This window comes from Nonomuraea jiangxiensis (assembly GCF_900099965.1).
GTDB classification, from domain to species: Bacteria; Actinomycetota; Actinomycetes; order Streptosporangiales; family Streptosporangiaceae; genus Nonomuraea; species Nonomuraea jiangxiensis.
The window spans coordinates 321,601-338,684 of record NZ_FNDJ01000009.1; the positions used below are offsets into that span (position 1 = coordinate 321,601).

The 17,084-nt window shown below is 67.1% G+C and carries 14 protein-coding genes; 4 read left to right on the forward strand and 10 right to left on the reverse strand.

Going from position 1 to position 17,084, the window contains the following annotated elements:
* Window positions 1-1,094, forward strand: a 1,094-nt coding sequence (locus BLS95_RS21525) for a non-reducing end alpha-L-arabinofuranosidase family hydrolase (protein WP_218135906.1), incomplete at its 5' end; no start/stop codon positions are given.
* Window positions 1,095-1,215: 121 nt separating this feature from the next.
* Window positions 1,216-2,268, forward strand: coding sequence for a LacI family DNA-binding transcriptional regulator (locus BLS95_RS21530; protein WP_090933939.1), 1,053 nt, complete (start codon window positions 1,216-1,218; stop codon window positions 2,266-2,268).
* Window positions 2,269-2,316: 48 nt separating this feature from the next.
* Here the strand turns inward: BLS95_RS21530 and BLS95_RS21535 are convergent, their stop codons facing one another.
* The 4 genes from BLS95_RS21535 to BLS95_RS21550 all read right to left on the reverse strand — a co-directional run bounded on the left by BLS95_RS21535 (window position 2,317) and on the right by BLS95_RS21550 (window position 6,713).
* Window positions 2,317-3,465 (reverse strand): glycoside hydrolase family 68 protein, encoded by a 1,149-nt coding sequence (locus tag BLS95_RS21535; protein WP_176993305.1) that lies wholly within the window; start codon window positions 3,463-3,465, stop codon window positions 2,317-2,319.
* 139 nt (window positions 3,466-3,604) lie between these two features.
* A complete protein-coding gene (locus tag BLS95_RS21540) occupies window positions 3,605-4,429 on the reverse strand; it encodes a carbohydrate ABC transporter permease (protein WP_090933943.1) in 825 nt (274 codons plus the stop codon).
* Window positions 4,426-5,343: a carbohydrate ABC transporter permease gene (locus BLS95_RS21545; RefSeq protein WP_090933945.1), complete on the reverse strand. Its 918-nt coding sequence runs from the start codon at window positions 5,341-5,343 to the stop codon at window positions 4,426-4,428. Before BLS95_RS21545 ends, BLS95_RS21540 begins: the two co-directional genes overlap by 4 nt.
* An 8-nt stretch (window positions 5,344-5,351) precedes the next feature.
* Window positions 5,352-6,713: an ABC transporter substrate-binding protein gene (locus BLS95_RS21550; protein WP_176993306.1), complete on the reverse strand. Its 1,362-nt coding sequence runs from the start codon at window positions 6,711-6,713 to the stop codon at window positions 5,352-5,354.
* Window positions 6,714-6,859: 146 nt separating this feature from the next.
* Between BLS95_RS21550 and BLS95_RS21555 the strand changes: the two genes are divergently transcribed.
* Entirely contained in the window at window positions 6,860-7,927 is a 1,068-nt protein-coding gene (locus BLS95_RS21555) for a LacI family DNA-binding transcriptional regulator (protein ID WP_090933949.1), read from the forward strand.
* A gap of 145 nt (window positions 7,928-8,072) precedes the next feature.
* Here the strand turns inward: BLS95_RS21555 and BLS95_RS21560 are convergent, their stop codons facing one another.
* From BLS95_RS21560 to BLS95_RS21580, 5 genes are all read right to left on the reverse strand, one after another.
* A complete protein-coding gene (locus BLS95_RS21560; RefSeq protein WP_090933951.1) occupies window positions 8,073-9,284 on the reverse strand; it encodes a fumarylacetoacetate hydrolase family protein in 1,212 nt (403 codons plus the stop codon).
* On the reverse strand, window positions 9,281-10,462 hold the full coding sequence (locus BLS95_RS21565) for a mandelate racemase/muconate lactonizing enzyme family protein (RefSeq protein WP_090933954.1): 1,182 nt from the start codon (window positions 10,460-10,462) through the stop codon (window positions 9,281-9,283). The genes BLS95_RS21560 and BLS95_RS21565 overlap by 4 nt, the downstream gene beginning before the upstream one ends.
* 8 nt (window positions 10,463-10,470) lie before the next feature.
* Window positions 10,471-11,301: a carbohydrate ABC transporter permease gene (locus tag BLS95_RS21570; protein WP_090933956.1), complete on the reverse strand. Its 831-nt coding sequence runs from the start codon at window positions 11,299-11,301 to the stop codon at window positions 10,471-10,473.
* Complete coding sequence (locus tag BLS95_RS21575) at window positions 11,301-12,245, reverse strand: carbohydrate ABC transporter permease (protein WP_090933959.1); 945 nt, start codon at window positions 12,243-12,245, stop codon at window positions 11,301-11,303. Before BLS95_RS21575 ends, BLS95_RS21570 begins: the two co-directional genes overlap by 1 nt.
* 65 nt (window positions 12,246-12,310) lie before the next feature.
* Window positions 12,311-13,531 carry an ABC transporter substrate-binding protein gene (locus BLS95_RS21580; protein ID WP_176993307.1) on the reverse strand — a complete coding sequence of 407 codons (1,221 nt, stop codon included), beginning with the start codon at window positions 13,529-13,531 and terminating at the stop codon, window positions 12,311-12,313.
* Between the two features lie 173 nt (window positions 13,532-13,704).
* Here BLS95_RS21580 and BLS95_RS21585 point away from each other — a divergent pair, with 173 nt between their 5' ends.
* The gene (locus BLS95_RS21585; protein WP_090933963.1) at window positions 13,705-14,481 is read left to right on the forward strand and encodes an IclR family transcriptional regulator; all 777 of its coding nucleotides are present in this window, start codon (window positions 13,705-13,707) and stop codon (window positions 14,479-14,481) included.
* A gap of 141 nt (window positions 14,482-14,622) precedes the next feature.
* Here the strand turns inward: BLS95_RS21585 and BLS95_RS21590 are convergent, their stop codons facing one another.
* A complete protein-coding gene (locus BLS95_RS21590) occupies window positions 14,623-16,062 on the reverse strand; it encodes an alpha/beta hydrolase-fold protein (protein WP_176993308.1) in 1,440 nt (479 codons plus the stop codon).
* Between the last annotated feature and the right edge of the window lie 1,022 nt (window positions 16,063-17,084).

The following is a 17,084-nucleotide window of genomic DNA, read 5'->3' on the forward strand; positions in this document are numbered from 1 at the left end:
ACCAGCAGTGGCGGCTGGCCGACAGCTCCGACGGCTACGTACGCTTCATCTCCCGCCACAGCAACAAGGCCCTCGAAGTGCAAGGCGCCTCCACCGCCGACGGAGCCAACATCGTCCAGTACGACGACTGGAACGGCAACAACCAGCAGTGGCAACTCGTCCGGGTGGACGGCGGCAACCCCGGCCAGTGCGACCTCCCGTCGTCGTACCGCTGGACATCGACGGGCGTGCTGGCGACCCCGAAGGCGGGCTGGGTCTCGCTCAAGGACTTCACCGTCGCCCCCTACAACGGCCGCCATCTCGTCTACGCCACCACCCACGACACCGGCACCCGGTGGGGCTCGATGAACTTCAGCCTGTTCACCAACTGGTCGGAGATGGCCTCGGCGAGCCAGAACGCGATGTCCAACTCCACGGTCGCGCCCACGCTCTTCTACTTCGCCCCCAGGAACATCTGGGTGCTCGCCTACCAATGGGGCGGCACCGCCTTCTCCTACCGCACCTCCAGCGACCCCACCAACCCGAACGGCTGGTCATCCCAGCAGGTGCTCTTCTCCGGAAGCATCTCCGGCTCCGGCACAGGCCCCATCGACCAGACACTCATCGGCGACAGCACCAACATGTACCTGTTCTTCGCCGGCGACAACGGCAAGATCTACCGGGCCAGCATGCCCATCGGCAACTTCCCCGGCAGCTTCGGCACCACCTCGACCGTGATCATGAGCGACACCACCAACAACCTGTTCGAAGCCGTCCAGGTCTACAAACTCCAGAACCAGAACAAGTACCTCATGATCGTCGAAGCGATCGGCTCCCAAGGCCGCTACTTCCGCTCATTCACCGCCACCAGCCTCAACGGCTCCTGGACCCCCCAAGCCGCCACCGAGAGCAACCCCTTCGCCGGCAAAGCCAACAGCGGCGCCACCTGGACCAACGACATCAGCCACGGCGAACTCATCCGCACCAGCGCCGACCAGACCTTCACCATCGACCCCTGCAACCTGCAACTCCTCTACCAGGGACGCAGCCCCAACTCCGGCGGCGACTACGGCCTCCTGCCCTACCGGCCGGGCCTGCTGACCCTGCAGCGCTGATGGCGTGACACGGCGTGGCGGGCTCGGCGCAAGGCCGAGCCCGCCCGGGTCATGCACCAGGGCACCTTGCCGCCGGCCGGCGCCTGCCCGTCTGTCGGCGCTCCATGGCTAGACTGCCGCCATGACCATGGAGTCCCCCCTCACCATCGCCCAGCTCGCCGAGCTGGCCGGGGTTTCCACCGCGACGGTCTCCAAGGTCGTGAACGGCCGTTCTGAGGTGTCCTCCGCAACCCGGGCCGCGGTGGAAGAGCTCATCCGCCAGCACGGCTACCGGCGACAACGCCGCCGTTCCACGCCGACGGCCCTGGTGGAGTTGGTCTTCCACGCGTTGGAGGGCGATTATCCCGTCGAGATCACCAAAGGCGTGGCGGAGGTCGCTCGTGCGCACGAGCTCACGGTGGGGATATCGGACCTGCACCGCGGCCACACCGCCGCGGACGCCTGGCTGGAGGGTGTGCTGCGGCGCCGCCCGAGCGGCGTGATCGCGGTGTTCTCCGGCCTGACCGAGGCTCAGCACGAGCAGCTCGCCCGCCGCGAGATCCCGCTGGTCCTGCTGGATCCGGCCGACGCTCCTCACAAGAACATTCCATCGGTCGGCGCCGGCAACTGGAACGGCGGGCTCACGGCCACCTGTCACCTGCTGGAGCTCGGGCATCGTCGCATCGGTATCATCACCGGACCCGACTCCGCGCTGTCCGGCCGGGCCCGTCTCGACGGCTACCGGACCGCCCTGGACATGGCCGGCGTGACCGTTGATCCAGAGCTGGTCGGCCGGGGGGATTTTCTCATCGAGGGCGGTCTGGCCGAGGCGCACCGCATGCTGCGCCTGCCCGACCGGCCGACCGCGATTTTCGCCACGAATGACGGTCAGGCCATAGGCGTCTACCACGCGGCTCACCGGCTCGGTCTACGCATTCCGGACGATCTCAGTGTGATCGGTTTCGACGACCTGCCTTCCGTACGGTGGGCCATCCCACCACTGACCACCATCCGCCAGCCCCTCGCCGAGATGGCCGCCGCGGCCACCTCGATGCTGCTGACGCTGGCCCAAGGCGAGCAGCCGCTACAGAGCCGCGTCGAATTGGCCACCGAGCTCGTCGTGCGTGAGAGCACCGCGCCCCCGCCCTTCCGCCCGTCTGAAGCCGAAGGGCGGGCTCCGGAGTCGGCACGATGAGCTGCTTCGCATGAGCACGCCCATGGTCAGCTCATCGGGTGGCCCCCATCAGGGGCGGTGTTCCGCTGGAACCTCCGAGCACGGGACGACGGACGTGGTCATCCCGTCCAGGGTCAACTTGAGCATCGGCGCGACGGTCCCGCCGAAATTGGCCCGCGCCTGCCCCGCCTCCGCATGCCGGAGATCCCTGCCTTCTGATCGATAGTTGGCGAAGCTGACCACGTGGAGGTCGGGCAGCACCAGCCACGCATAGGCCTGATCTGGCTGGCGGGAAGGGTTCTGGATCACGAGCCCGGACCCGTTGAGCGGCCGGTACGGTCCGGTCAGTGTGCGTGCGGCGAAGCCGTAGAGCCCGGTGGGTGCGCGATCGGCCGGGTGGAAGGAGTGGCGCTGGGTGGTGAAGAAGAGGTAGTACCACGACTGGTGAACGACAAGGTGCGGCCGTTCCAGCTCGTGGTTGATGCCCTCGGCCACGAGGAGAGGCCGGAGCAGCGACCAGGCGCCGGCCCGTGACTCGGCCAGGGCGATAGCGCCGGTGAAACGGTCGTCCCAGGCGGTGGACGCGGCGATGAGCAGGTAGTCTCGCCCGTCGGCAGGGTCGCGGAACCAGCCGGGATCGCGAAATGCCCTGATGTTCCCCGGTGACCCGGTGGCCTCATCGGCAGGCAGGTACATCAGGCCGTCGGAGCGAAGGATCTCCCGGTGTTCTTCATGTGGCAGAGGCCCGTCGCCGTCGAGGATCCGGGGAAGGCGCGTCTCGATGACGCTCTGCCGGAATGTGGGGTGTGCTTCTCCTCGTCGCCCAGCGGCCGTGTAGAACACCGACACCGTTCCGTCGGGCCGGCGGACCGCCGATCCCGACCACTCGCGACTACCGGGCGAGGCGTCGTCGGCGAAGGCGTTCCCGAGATCCTTCCATCCGCCGCCGTACTTGGCGAGCAGGCGGATCCGGGCCTGGTCGTGACGCTCTTCGGGGTGGCCGAGGGCCGGAGCCGACAGTGCCATCCACATCTCGCCACCGCCGATCGAGGCTGTCGAGCCGTCCTCGAGCTGAATCGGCCACAGGTCCCAGAGATCGTGGTCCGGCAGAAGCCGAGGTACGGCCGTGGGGTCGAAGGTGGGCGCCGTGGTCGCGTCGGTCTCGACGAGCAGGTCGAGATGCCGGCTGGTCCAGAGCGCCGGTCGGCTACTGCTCACGCGCCGCCCTGCCTGCGGCATGCCGTGGGAACGGGCCGGACCTCGCCGGATTCCGTGCCCCGCCTGGCCGTTCTCGTAGGGCCATGAACAACCTCGGCTTTCACTCGTGGGATGTGATGTGCAGGGCGCTCATCGCCCGTCAGCCCTTCAGGGAGCCCTGGAGCAGGGCCTTGACGAAGTGCCGCTGGAAGATGAGGAAGATCGCGAGCGTGGGGGTCAGGATCAGCAGGGATCCGGCGCACAGCAGCGGAATGTCGGTTCCCCACTGACCCTGAAAGGCGCCCAGAGCTCCGGACATCGTGCGCTTGGTCGGGTCGTCGACGAGGACGATCGCCAGCAGAAACTGGTTCCACGTCCACAGGAACAGCAGAATGCCCAGGGACGAGATCGCCGGCATGGCGAGGGGGATGTGGATGCGCCGGAACAACTGCCATACGTTGGCGCCGTCCATGCGTGCGCTTTCGGACAGCTCCGCGGGCATGTTGACGAAGTGGGCGCGCATCCAGAAGACGCTGAACGGCATGAACAGACCGATGAGCGGCAGGATGATCGCCCATCGGGTGTTCAGCAGGCCCAGGTCGCGGACCTGGTAGTACAGCGGCGTGATGATGCCTTCGAAGGGCAGGGTCAGACCGAGCACGAACAGCAGGAAGACCACGCGGCTGCCGATCACGCGCAGGTGACCGATGGCGAAACCGGCCATCGTCCCCAGCAGGATCGAGATCGGCACCACGCCCAGCACGATGAGGACGCTCGACCACAACAGCGCGCCCATGTTCGCGGCCTCGAAGGCCCGCAGGAAGTTGCCCCACTGCGGGTCGCCGGGCCAGGCGAGCCCGGCCGGGTAGGTGCCCGAGGGATGCAGGGCGGTGACGAACAGGCTGAGGAACGGCAGGAGCGTGACCGCCATCATCACGACGAGCAGCAGCCTGCCGATCCAGGCCTCCCGCCGCGAGCTGATCATCGGTTGCCGTCCTTTGCGAACCACTGGATGGGAAGGGCGCAGGCGATCACCAGGAGCATGAGCACCATGGCCAGGGCCGAGGCCGTCCCTACCTCGCGTTCGGAGAAGGCCAGGTAGAAGATCTGCAGGCCGGGCACCATCGTCGTGTTGCCCGGGCCGCCCTGGGTGGAAATGTAGATGATGTCGAAGCTCGCCAGGGCCGCGATGACGGTCACGGTGACGCAGACCGCGATCTCCTGTCGCAGGCTGGGAACCGTGATGGAGACGAACTCCCGCCACGGCCCGGCGCCGTCCAGCCGGGCTGCCTCGTACAGCGCGGGGTCGATCTTGCTCATGCCGGCCAGGAGCAACAGCGTGCAGAGGCCGAGCAGCACCCACGCGCCGATCATGCCGACCGCCGGGAGGGCGGTGGCGAAGTCGCCCAGCCAGGCCCGGGTCACCCCGCCGAGGCCGATGAGCGAGAGGAGCTGGTTGATCACTCCGGTGGAGGCCAGCAGCCAGCTCCACGCGATACCGGCGGCCACCAGCGGGATGACCTGTGGCAGGAAGAGCACGGTTCGCGCCACGAGGGCGAGCCGGCTCTCGGTGATGCGCCTGATGGTGGCGGCGATCGCCAGGCCGAGCACGACCGGGACCGCGCTGAAGAAGACGATCAGTTTGAAGGCGTTGATCAGGGAGTCGAACAGGTCGGGGTCGGTGAACACCTTGCCGTAGTTGGCCGTCCCCACCCAGGTGGACGGCCCGATGCCGTCCCACTCGTACAGCGAGTACTGAAACGTCAGGGCGATCGGGCGCAGGACGAAGACCGCGTAGAAGGAGAGCGCCGGGATGATGAACAGCCAGCCGACCAAGGCGCGCAGTTTGGTGGTGGCCGGCCGCCGGTGTGCGGACCGGGCGGTGACAGACCGGGCCATCGACGCGCTCAGTTCCCTGCGAGCTGGCCGGCGTAGTCGGCTTGGACCGTCTTCAGCAGCCCTTGCGGCGTCTGCTCTCCGGCCACCAGCTTCTGCAGGTTGGGGGTCCAGCTCTTGGCGTAGATGGCGCCGGTGGCATTGGCGATGAAGTCCATCGCGCCGTTGTTCTTGGCGATGTCCGCCCCGGCTGCCAGCGTGCCGGCGGTGACCTTGTCCGCGGCCACCTCAGGCATGTACGCATCGGCCGGTCCCATCGGACGCGATCCGCCGACGTCGACGCCGATCGTGCGGGCCTGCTTGTCGGTGGCCACCCAGTTGAGGAAGAAGGCGGCGCAGTCGGCGTTCTTGGCGTTCGCCGCGATCCCGAAGGCCAGGGGCGCCGACATGGCGGCGAGCTTGCCGCCCTGCTGGGCCGGCGGCATCAAGGAGAAGCCGGCGTTGCCCGGCATCTGCTTGTCGAGGTTGCCCGACTCCCAGTCTCCGTTGAACATGAACAGGCCCTGACCGTCGATGAAGCGGCTCATCATCGTCGCGTAGTCGACCGCGTTCACGTCCTTCTGGAAGTAGCCCGCCTTGATCCATTTCTCCAGATGCTGGGCGGCCTGCAGGTTCGACGGGGTGTCGATGGTGGCGCCCGGCTTCTGGAAGATCCAGTCGTTGATGGGCGCGGCCGGGCCGTAGGAGGCCATGAGGTTCTGCAGCGGGAACGCCAGCCCGCCGGTGGCACCACCGTTGAACTGCACGATCGGTGTGAGGCCCGCGTTCTTGGCCTTGGCCAGCGCCTGGTCGAGCTCGGCCAGCGTGGTGGGTGGAGTGGTCATCCCGATCCGGGCGGCGAGCTTCTTGTTGTAGAAGAGGCCCGTCATGCTCATGTTGAGTCCCAGGGCGTACAGGGAACCTTCGCCGCGCGGCCGTCCGCCCGGCCCCAGGCGGAGTTGCTCGAGTTGCGAGGCCGGCCACTTGTCCCAGCCGAAGGACTGCGCGTAGCCGTCGAGGTTCTTCAGCAGGTTGTCCTTGACGAGCTCGGAGACCTGGGGCAGGCGCATCAGGTCGGGCGGATTGTCCGCCAGGACGCGGGGGGCGTTCTGGGTGATCACCGCGAACTGGTCCTCGCGGATGTTCCAGGTCACGTTCGGGTGCTGCTTGGAGAACTCGGTGGTCAAGTCCTTGGCCAGCGGGAAGCCGGTCTCGAAGTAGCCGCTCATCGTTATCGGCGCCGTACCGCAGGTGGGAGCGGCCGACTGAGACGACGTGCCGGCGGCGGTGGGTTGCGAGCTGTTGCTGCCGGGAGCAGCGCAGGCGGCGGCCAGCGTCCCCATGGCGATCACAAGCGCGGCTCCGGCCCTGCCGGGTCGAACTCGACGAGCCATGTGCATCTCCTCTGCTGCTTGGGACACGCGCACCCGGCTGATGCCCCACGTCCGTTGCTAAATCGGGTTAGCGCCCGATAGTCTCACCGCGCACCTCGTACAATGTCAACCCCCCGTAACACACTCTTGACGATCGGAGGCCCTGGGTGAGCCCTCGCCGGGTCACGCTGGCCGATGTGGCCAAAGCCGCAGGCGTCTCCAGGACGACCGCCTCACTGGTGCTGTCGGGCCGCGGACGCGAATTGCGGATCTCTCGAGATGTCGAGCAGCGTGTTCTGCGAGCCGCCGACGAATTGCAGTACCGGCCCAACATCGTCTCCGTGAACCTGCGTACGGGCACCTCCCGGACGATCGGCTTCGTCTCCGACACCGTCGCCACCTCGCGTCTGGCCGGCGACATGATCAAGGGCGCCCTTGAGGCCGCCCGTGAGCGCGGCTTCATGCTGTTCATCGGTGAGACGGAGGGAGACGCCGAGCTCGAGCGGCTCCTGCTGCAGGCGATGCATGACCGGCAGGTGGACGGGCTCATCCTGGCCTCGATGTTCACCAGGACCATCAAGGTGCCCGGGTCCATGACGGCCGCACCCGCCGTCCTGCTCAACGCGCTGCCCGACCAGCCCACTCCCCTGCCCGCCGTCCTCCCCGACGAGGTGGAGGCAGGCCGCCGCGCGGCCCGCGTCCTGCTCGACGCCGGCCACCGCGATGACATCTACTTGATCGGCGCCGGCCCCGGCATGGGCGATGTACCCCCGGCAAGTGTCGCGGCGGTGGAACGGCTCGTCGGCATCCGGGAGGCGCTCGCCGAGGCGGGCGTCAAGGTGGCGGGCGGTCGTCTCTGCCCCGACTGGCAGCCGGAAGAGGGCCTCGCCGCGACGCGGGACCTCCTGGAGACGGCGCGTCCGCGGGCGCTGATCTGCTTCAACGACCGGATCGCCATGGGCGCTTACCAGGCACTCGACGATGCGGGGCTCAACGTTCCTGACGACGTGTCCGTCGTCTCCTTCGACGACCATCCCATCGCCTCGTGGATCCGGCCCAAGCTGACGACCGTGGCACTGCCGCACTACGAACTCGGCCGCAAGGCCGTCGACGTGCTTTTCACCGAGATCGGCGGCGACCACGCAGCTCCTGATCGACAAGGCGAAGTGCACCGAGTTCCCATGCCGGTGCGCAGCCGCGAGTCCATCGCGCCGCCGTCCGCGCAATCCGGCTGAACCCACCACTGGCCCTGCGACCCGGCGGCTATAAGGGCCGATGACCGCGCCGGACTTGCGTGGCGCGATCATCGGCATCCGCCTCAGCGGCTTGAGGTCGGTCTCGCGGCGCCGGCCTCCCTTGGATCGACCGTGACGGCAGGGCTCACAACAGTCCTCTCTTCATGAGATTTCCCATGAGATCGCGGACTCCGAAGCCCCAAGGTGCACAGTCCTCCGCGTGCCGGACGCGGTTGACCAGGGTGCCGAGCGCGGGGGAACTGATCCTCACCACATCACCGGTCTTGTGGGTGAACCCCTCGCCAGGGTGGTCGCGGTCCTGGATGGGCGCGAACATCGTACCGAGCATGAGGACCGCGCCGTCGGGATAGTGATGGTGCGGGCCGATCAGTTGCCGCACCAGCGCTTCCGGATCGCGTGACATCTGCGCCATCTCCGAGACCGCCTCCAGGTGGAAGCCGTCCTCGCCTTCGATGTCCAGCCGCACCACGAGGCCGCGTACCTGTTCCAGGTCGAACCGGTCGTCGAAGAGCCGGATGAGGGGGCCGAGCGCGCACGACGCGTTATTGTCCTTCGCCATCGGCAGCAGGAGCGCGGATCGGCCCTCGACATCCCGGAGGTTGACGTCGTTGGCGAGCGTCGCCCCCACGATCCGGCCACTCGACTGGACGATGAGCGACACCTCGGGTTCCGGGTTGTTCCAGGTCGAGGCGGCGAGCACCCCGACGGGCACCGCCGTTCCCACAGCGGAGAGGATCTGGCCCTTGGTGAAGATCTCGGCATCCGGGCCGATCCCGACCTCCAGGTACTGGCTCCAGACGCCCTCGGCGACGAGCAGAGTCTTCAACCGCGCCGCCTCCTCGGAACCTGGCGACAGGTCGTGAAGGTCGGCACCGACGCCGGCGAGCATCCGCCGGCGGATGTCCGCGGCGAGTGCCATGTCGCCACCGGCCCGCTCCTCGATGACGCGCTCGATCATCGAGACGGCGAAGGTCACCCCGGCGGCCTTGAGCGCCTGGAGGTCGACCGGTGCGAGCAGCCAGGGCCGGGTACGGTCCCGGTCCGCGGCCCCGGTGTTGGCGAGCACGTCCCCGAAGCCGCCGACATGCCGGCCATCGAGCCCGGAGATCACGGCAGCGGGTTCCGGCAGCTCGCAGATGTCGCGGACCGTCGGGAACTCCGCGCTGATGTCGATGACCTCTCCGTCGCGGACCACCACGGGTGAGGGCCCTTCGACGAGGGGATCCCAGATCCGGCCGATCAGGACACTGTCCGCGGCATCGTCCGGCAGCGCGTCCGCGGCCGTCCCGAACCAGGCGGCCTCGGCGGCGAGCTCATCGGGCGATGACTGGATCATTTGCCGTCTCCCAGATTGAAGAAGGACCGCTCGTCCGCGGGCCGGATGTCGAAGACGGCGTCCCGGAACATCCGCAAGGGGTGGGGTGTGAAGGGATGCCGTGCGATCGCCTCGAGGTCGAGCTCGATGCCGAGACCGGCCCCGGTCGGGATGAGGATGTCACCCTCCTCCGTCAGTACGAGTCTCTCGTTGGTGATCTCCGGGCGCCATGGGACGTCGGTTGCCATGATCTCCAGGTATCGGAAGTTGGGCAGGGTGGCCCCGAGCTGCAGCGTCGCCGCGGTGCTCAGCGGTCCGCTGGGATTGTGCGGGGCGAAACCGACGTAGCTGGTCGCGGCGAGCGTCGAGATGAAGGCCAGCTCGGCGATGCCGCCGGCGTGCGTCACGTCGGGCTGGACGAAGTCGACCGCCTGGCGGGCGAGCGCCGGCGCGAAACCCTGCCGGCCGAACCATCGCTCCCCGGCGGCGATGGGCACCGGCGACGCCCGGCGGATGTCGACGAGGGCGTCGAGGTTGTCCGGGGGGCAGGGTTCCTCGAACCACACCGGGTCGAACTGGGCGATCTCCCGCGCGATCTTGACGGCGTGGGTGACGTCGAACCGGCCGTGGCCCTCGATGAACAGTTCGACGTCGCGCCCGACGGCGGAGCGGACGGCGTCGATCTGCGCGAGCACGCGGTCCAGTTGCCGGGAGGTGATCGTGAGGTCGTAGTTCTCGAAGGGATCCCATTTGAGACCGCGAAAGCCGCTCTCGACGGTCCTCCTCGCGGCGGCCGCGTAGTCCTCGGGCGTGACGGCTCCGGAGAACCAGCCGTTGGCATAAGCGCGCACCCGGTCGCGGGTGGCGCCGCCGAGCAAGCGGGAGACCGGGACGCCGAGCTCTCGTGCCGAGATGTCCCACAGTGCCATCTCGAGCGAGCTCAGCGCGGTCATGATGACCGGGCCGCCTCGCCAGTACCAGTCCCTCGCCAGCTCGTACAGGATGCCGGATATGCGGGTGGGGTCCATCCCGGTCACGGCTTCGGCCAGTTCGGCGATGGCGCCTTGGACGGCGCGTTCCTTGCCCTCCAGGGTCGCCTCGCCCAGTCCGACGATTCCTTCGTCCGTCGAGACGCGGACGATCACCAGGTTGGTGCGGTAGAAGTCGACGACAAGGGTGTCGACCGAGGTGATCTTCATACTCCGGCTCAGCCCTTCACTGCGCCGGCGGTCATGCCGGCCACCACATACTTCTGTACGAACAGGTAGAAGACGACGGCGGGCGCCGTGAACATGAAGGCGACCGCCATGACCGTCTGGATCGGCGTGCCGAGTTCGCCGATGAAGTTGGCGATGCCGACCGATGCCGGCTGCATTCCGGGGGTGAAGATGAACGTCACGGCGAACACGTACTCGTTCCAGGCGTGGAAGAACGCGATGACCGCGGTGGCGGCGAGCGACGGAGCGATCAGCGGCACGTTGATGCGGGTGAGCACGGTGAGCGGTCGTGCTCCGTCGACCCGCGCGGACTCCTCCAGTTCACGAGGTAGGCCGTCGATCGCGCCCTTGAGGATGAGGGCGACGATCGGCAGGACGAAGGCGGAGTTGACCAGGATGAGCCCGCCGAGGGAGTCGAGGAGGTCGAATCGCCGGAAGAGCGCGAACAGCGGCACGACCATGAGAGCCTCGGGAAGCATCTGCGTGAACAGCAGCACGACGGCCACGAGGGCCTTGCCCCGGAACGAGAACCGCGAGAGCGCGTAGCCGAGCGGGATGCCGAGGCCGATCGAGAGGACCGTCGTTCCTGCGGCGATCACCAGGCTGTTGCGCAGCCAGGTTGTCGCCTTGCCTTCGGCCAGCGCGTCGATGAAGACCCCGAACTGCGAGAAGTCGGGGACGAGCCGGGCCTTATCGGCGAAGAGCTCAGAATTATTCGTCAGTGCGGTGACGAACATCCAGTACAGCGGGAAGACGGCGATCCCGAGCACGACGAGAACAGCGATGATGCGCAGGGTCAGACCGACGTGGGGCGGTCTCATCAGCGGGCCTCCCTCTCGGCGGCACGGGCGACGAACCGGCTACCGGCGATGACGATGAGCGAGATGACGACGCCGACCATGCCGACCGCCGCCGCCGAGCCGAGTTGTTTGGAGTCGAAGGCCTGCGAGTAGAGGTCGATGACCAGCGTCTCGGTCGCGCCGACCGGTCCCCCCTTCGTCATGAGCCAGATGAGCTCGAATCGCCGCAGCGACCAGATGGTCATGAGGACGGCGAGCAGGCCGACGGTCGGTTTGATGACCTGCCAGGTGACGGCGCGGAAGGTCCACCACCTTCCCGCACCGTCCATCGTCGCGGCCTCGGTGAGGTGCGGGGGGACGGACTGCAGTGCGGACAGCAGCACCACCGAGGTGAACGGGAACAGTTGCCAGATGGTCGTCGCGAGGACCGCCGGGAGGGCGTATCGCGGGCTGTCGAGGATGGCGCCGCCCGGGACGCCGAGGCCGACCGCGTCCAGGAACCGGTTCACGATCCCGTAGTCCGGGTTGAGCATCCAGATCGCGATGAGCGCGACCGCGATACCGGGCGCCGCCCACGGAATGGTCACCAGTGCCCGCGCCAGCCCCCGGCCGCGGAAGCCCTTGTTGAGGAGCAGGGCGACCGCGAGCCCGCTTCCCACGGCGGCGACGACACACACCACGACGTAGACGAGGGTGATGAGGAGGGTGCGGCGGAAGTCCTCATCGCCGAAGATACGGGTGAAGTTGTCGAGCCCCACCCAGGTGCTGTGTGTGGGGTTCAGCAGCGAGGTTCGTGTGAAGCTCAGAAAGATTTCCTGCGCCAGCGGAACGACCTGGAACACGAGGATGAAGAGGGCTGCGGGGGCCAGGAAGAAGTAGGGCGTCCACTTGCTCCCCAGCGGGCTGCCTCGACGCCGGGTCCCGGATCGAGGCCCTGTGATCTGCTGTTGTTCCAGCACGGTCATCGAGTTCGGTCCTTCGAAAGTAGGACGCCGCCGGCGAGAGGGTCCTCGCCGACGGCGTCGTCCGGTCAGCCAACCAGTTGGGAAGCTTGTTGCTGGGCGCGGTCCAGCGCGGTCTTGAGGTCGACCGTGCCCTGGAGCGCCGCGACGACGTTCTGCACGACGATCTTGCGGATGTCCGGCGTCTTCGCCTCGAACCCCTGGACGATCTGCGGCAGGCTCGACTCGGTGAGGTCGTCGAAGACGGTCAGGAAGGGCGTCTTCTGGAGCTGCTCAGGGCTTCGCTTGGTGACCGTCGCCACACTGCTGGCGCCGAGGATCTCCTGCAGCTTGACCTGGTTGTTCGGCTCGAGCGCCCACTTGATGAAGGTGGCCGCCGCCTCCTTCGCCGGACTCGCCTCGTTGATGACGATGGGTGCGAGGATCGCGCCCTGCTTGCGGACCGGGAACGGGATGGGTGCGACGTTGAAGTTCAGATCGGCGTTCTGACCGCGAGTCGCCGTCACATAGCCGCCGTTGTTGAGCTCCATGCCGACCTTGCCCTCGGCGAACATGCGGCGGAACGTCGCCGCGTCCGCGCCACGCGGGATCACCTTGGCGTCGTACAGGTCCTTGAACGCCTGCAGGCCCTTGAGGTTCGCGGGCGAGTTGATCGTCAGCTTCTGGCCGTCCGACCACGCGCCGCCGAAGCCGTAGACGTAATTGAAGATGTCCTGCCACACACCGGCTTCCTCGGCCTCCGTCTGACGGAACGCGAGGCCGTAGGTGTCGCCCTTGGTCAGCGACTTGGCCGTGTTGAAGAACTCCTCATAGTTGGTCGGCGGCTTCGGGATCAGGTCGGCGTTGTAGAACATCGCGTAGTTCGACGCCTCGAAGATGATCCCGTGACGCTGGCCGTCGTGGACCATGAACTGGTCCGGCTGCTTGAGCAGGTCATACTTGCTGACGTCGATCAGGTCGTTGAGCGGTGCGATGAGGCCGGCGTCCGAGGCGGCCTCGAACTCCGGCATGTCGAAGCGGATGAGATCGGGCCCTTTTCCGCTGCCCATCTGGGTCAGGATGGTCTGGCCGAAGGTCGGGTACGGCACCGCCGCGGCGGAGACCTGTACTTTGCTCTGGCTCTTGTTGAACTCCTCGAGCCACTTCGTGAGCAGCGGCCCACGGCCCGGATCGCCGAGGGTCGAGGCGGCGAACGTCAGCTTGGTCACGCCGCCTTCGGATCCACCGTCGGAGCCGCAGCCGGTCAAGAGGGCGACGGCCATACATGTGACGCTGGCCGCCGCGACCATGCTGCGGCGAACTCGATGCAGCCTCATTAGTTACTCCAGAGTTATGACCGGTTACTTCCCCGACACCGTGGTCGGAATTGCAACGATCGTAGCGACATGTGCAACGATGTCAAGTGGCAGTTGCGCCCTTCATGAGCTACATTGCAATATACGCAACGCAAGGAGGACGGTAAGTGGCGCAATCGATCCAGCGTGCGATCAACCTGATCCGCTTGGTGGCGGAACATCCGCTGACACTCTCGGAGGCCGCGGACGTGCTCGGCGTCCACAAATCCACGGCCCTCCGGATCCTCCAGACGCTGGAGGCCGCACGGTTCGTGCGCAAGACGGGAGCGGGGACGTACGTGTTCGGCAGCGGGCTCATCGAACTGTCGGAACTCGCGCTCGGCTCGATGGACCTACGTCAGTTCGCGTCCGCGCACCTGCGGGTGCTTCAGCGGCAGACGGGCCATACCGTGCACCTGGCACAGTTGGCCGGAGACGAGATCGTCTACGTCGACAAGGTGGACAGTCCCGCGTTCGACGCGGTGAAGCTGCCGTCACGGATCGGCCGTGCCGTCTCGATCTACGCGAGCGCCGTGGGCAAGGTGATCCTTGCCCACCTCTCCCAGGAGGAACGCGACCGCCTGCTCTCGCACGTCACCTTCGAGCGGTACACCAGCACGACCTTCGCCGACCGCGAATCCCTCGACGCCGAACTCACCCGCGTCGCCGAGCGTGGCTGGGCCATCGACGACGGCGAGCACGACGCCTATGTCATGTGCGTCGCCGCACCGATCAGGGATTCGCGCGGACAGGTCATCGCGGCCGTCTCCCTGACCGCGATCGAGGTGATCGCGAGCTTGGACCAACTGAAGGAGAAGCTTCCGCTCCTGCTGGAGACCTCGGCACTGATCTCGCAGGAACTCGGATTCACCCCCGAGTCCTCACCTGCGCCATCGGCGAGCTGAGACGCGCCCTTCGGCCGGTGCCCCTTCTCCGCACGAGCACGCCCTTCGCGGCGGCCGCCGCAGATCGTCCGGCACCTTGCCGTGGCACCTCTGAGCAGGAGGTGCCACGGCAAGGCCCCGCCGGATCAGCGAGGGACCGGGTCAGCCGGCGTCCACCTGTGCGCTCTGCGATGCGTTGAACAATTTGTCACCCTGGTAGCGGGCGACCACGGGATTGTCGAGAAGTGCGCCATCGACGGCCTTGTCGAAGGTGGCGACACCATTCGTGACCGGCGCGGATCCGAGGTAGGCGTCACCCGCGTAGAACTCCACCTTGCCCTTCGGTGAGGCGACGTTGGCGGTCACGCCGTCCACCGTCGCCGTCGCGGTGAGCCTGACCTTGCCGGACTCCCCCGCGGGCTCGGCGTTGACGTCCACGCCGGTCGTGGTCGTGCGGAACGCCAGGTTCCGCAGGTAGAAGTTCAGCAGAGGGCGCCAGACGTGCCACGTGTGGACGCCGTCGACGTTGTGTTCGGTGACGTTGACACCGGCGGCCTTGAGGGCGGCGGCCCGCAGCTGCGAGTTCTGCGCGATGTTGCCCAGGCGGTCCTGGAGGCCGGTGCCGATGTAGATGCCGCCGGGCACCGCCTTCAGCCGGTCGATCTGCGCCTGGGAGGCCGCCGGTCCACCCGAGCTCCAGGCGGCGTGGTAGGCGAACAGGTCGGTGTTGTCGTACATGATGGTGAAGGCGCGGCTCCCGCCCGCCGAGAACCCGCCGAACGCGCGGTCCCGCGAACGGGTGGAGACGTGATAGTTCTGCTCCACGAACGGGATGACGTTGTTCCGCAGTTCGTCGGCGTAACCCTGGTTGCCACCGGGCAGGCCGTTGAAGTCGGTCGACACCACCACCATCGGCTGCGCCGCACCGTCCCGGATCGCGTTCTCCAGGATGTGGTGCGCCACGCCCTGCATCGTCCAGGCCGTCGAGTGGTCACCGGAACCATGGCTCAGATAAAGGGTCGGGTACGGCGTGGCCCGGTTCGGGTCGTAGCCGTGCGGCGTGTAGACGACGATGTCGTGCACCCCGGCCGGGTTGGTCGACAGCGGCGACGGATAGCGCCGGGGCTCCAGCTTGCCGAGCTTGCCGGCACTGACCGGCGCCTGGTATCCGGTGTCGTAGGTGGGGAACTTCTTGCTGACCGGTACGTACACCCGGCTTCGCACCGCGCCCGGAGCGTCCGGATACGGCGGCGGCACCTCCCACCGGTTGGCCGGGTCGTCATACAAGGCACAGCCCGTGGCCACCGGGCTCGTGCAGTCGTGTGTGAAGGCGTAGCGGAACGTGCCGGCGGGCAGGGGGACCGTGATCTCCCATACCCCGTCGGCCCCCTTCTCCATGGGAAGAATGCGCCACGGAGTCGCCTGGATGTCGCCCGGCTGCCACTCCGAGGGGGGACGGCCGTCGCCGCAGTCGGCGCACTGGACGTTCTCCGGCCGGGAGAAGAACCAGTCGCCGTAGACGTGAACGGCATTGACGCCGGCGGGGGCCTGGTACCGGAACTTCACGGCGTACCCGCTCGGCGGGGCATCGGTCTTGACCACGCTCGGCCCCAGGGGGGCAGCCGGAGCCGCCGACGCCGGAGCCGCTAACGCGACGGTCGCGACCCCTGCCGCGATCGTCAGTCCGGCCAGGACCGATCGTAACCGTCCACGCCGCCGGGATCTCGACGAAGGACGGGGATTTGCCACGGGCATGCTGCTTCCCTCCAGGGGACGAGAGGTAGCCGGACATTCGGTCCGACCGTTTTCGCATTTGCAACGATCGTAGAAACATATGCAACGATGTCAATAGCCGATTGCATATCACGTCTACAGCGTTGCACAATATGCAACGCTCCCATTCGTCTCCGCGGCCGGCACTGCGTCGCTCACAAGGGACCTCGCACCTGCGAAGCCGCAGGGGCAACGATCGGAGGACGGCGCGACGAGACGAGCGACAAGGCAGCGTTCCGGAAGGGACGTCCGCGGACGAAGATGTTCGCGATCAGGCACCACGATCTCGAGGCCCTTTACCCGTACGCTGCACGGTCGCCCATTCGATGCTTCCAATGCTGATGGCTGTATCCGCCTTGAGATGCGATGCAGGAGTGAAGGCCCCGATCGTGGCGCTCTTCCGGCTGTCATTGTGACCCGCCAAGATCGTTGGCTTACTGACAGGAATGTCCCGAACTGACCTAAGTGAGCGGAATCCGCTGACCGAGAAGCTTTTGAGGTAAACCCTGCTCCCCACTCCTTTCGATAGGCGAGGGATGAATCAAACCGTGAAGATGGACCGTGAGCAGGTGACTCCATTGCAAGCAATTTTCTGCCACTTCGGGCAGCGGTGAGGGCTTGGATGTGACGTTTCCCTCCCACTGTGATCAGGGTCGCTCCACCCGGTATCTGCCTATATCGCCGCGATTGGCGAAATGTGTCCAGTGCTTGAGAACCGGTGGGCTGATCTTGCGATGTTGGGTTACTCGCGGGTGCGCGCGGCCAGCACTGCTCGATCGGCTCAGTATCGTGCCGCGACCGGCGAAAGAGGAGGGGAATTATGCCGCATCCCGCAGGAAAAGCACTGATCA

Coding starts and splice junctions, on each gene's coding strand:
- BLS95_RS21530 (WP_090933939.1), top strand. CDS start 1,216: ATGACCATGGAGTCCCCCCTCACCATCGCCCAGCTCGCCGAGCTGGCC.
- BLS95_RS21540 (WP_090933943.1), bottom strand. CDS start 4,429: ATGATCAGCTCGCGGCGGGAGGCCTGGATCGGCAGGCTGCTGCTCGTC.
- BLS95_RS21545 (WP_090933945.1), bottom strand. CDS start 5,343: ATGGCCCGGTCTGTCACCGCCCGGTCCGCACACCGGCGGCCGGCCACC.
- BLS95_RS21550 (WP_176993306.1), bottom strand. CDS start 6,713: ATGGCTCGTCGAGTTCGACCCGGCAGGGCCGGAGCCGCGCTTGTGATC.
- BLS95_RS21560 (WP_090933951.1), bottom strand. CDS start 9,284: ATGATCCAGTCATCGCCCGATGAGCTCGCCGCCGAGGCCGCCTGGTTC.
- BLS95_RS21565 (WP_090933954.1), bottom strand. CDS start 10,462: ATGAAGATCACCTCGGTCGACACCCTTGTCGTCGACTTCTACCGCACC.
- BLS95_RS21570 (WP_090933956.1), bottom strand. CDS start 11,301: ATGAGACCGCCCCACGTCGGTCTGACCCTGCGCATCATCGCTGTTCTC.
- BLS95_RS21575 (WP_090933959.1), bottom strand. CDS start 12,245: ATGACCGTGCTGGAACAACAGCAGATCACAGGGCCTCGATCCGGGACC.
- BLS95_RS21580 (WP_176993307.1), bottom strand. CDS start 13,531: ATGGTCGCGGCGGCCAGCGTCACATGTATGGCCGTCGCCCTCTTGACC.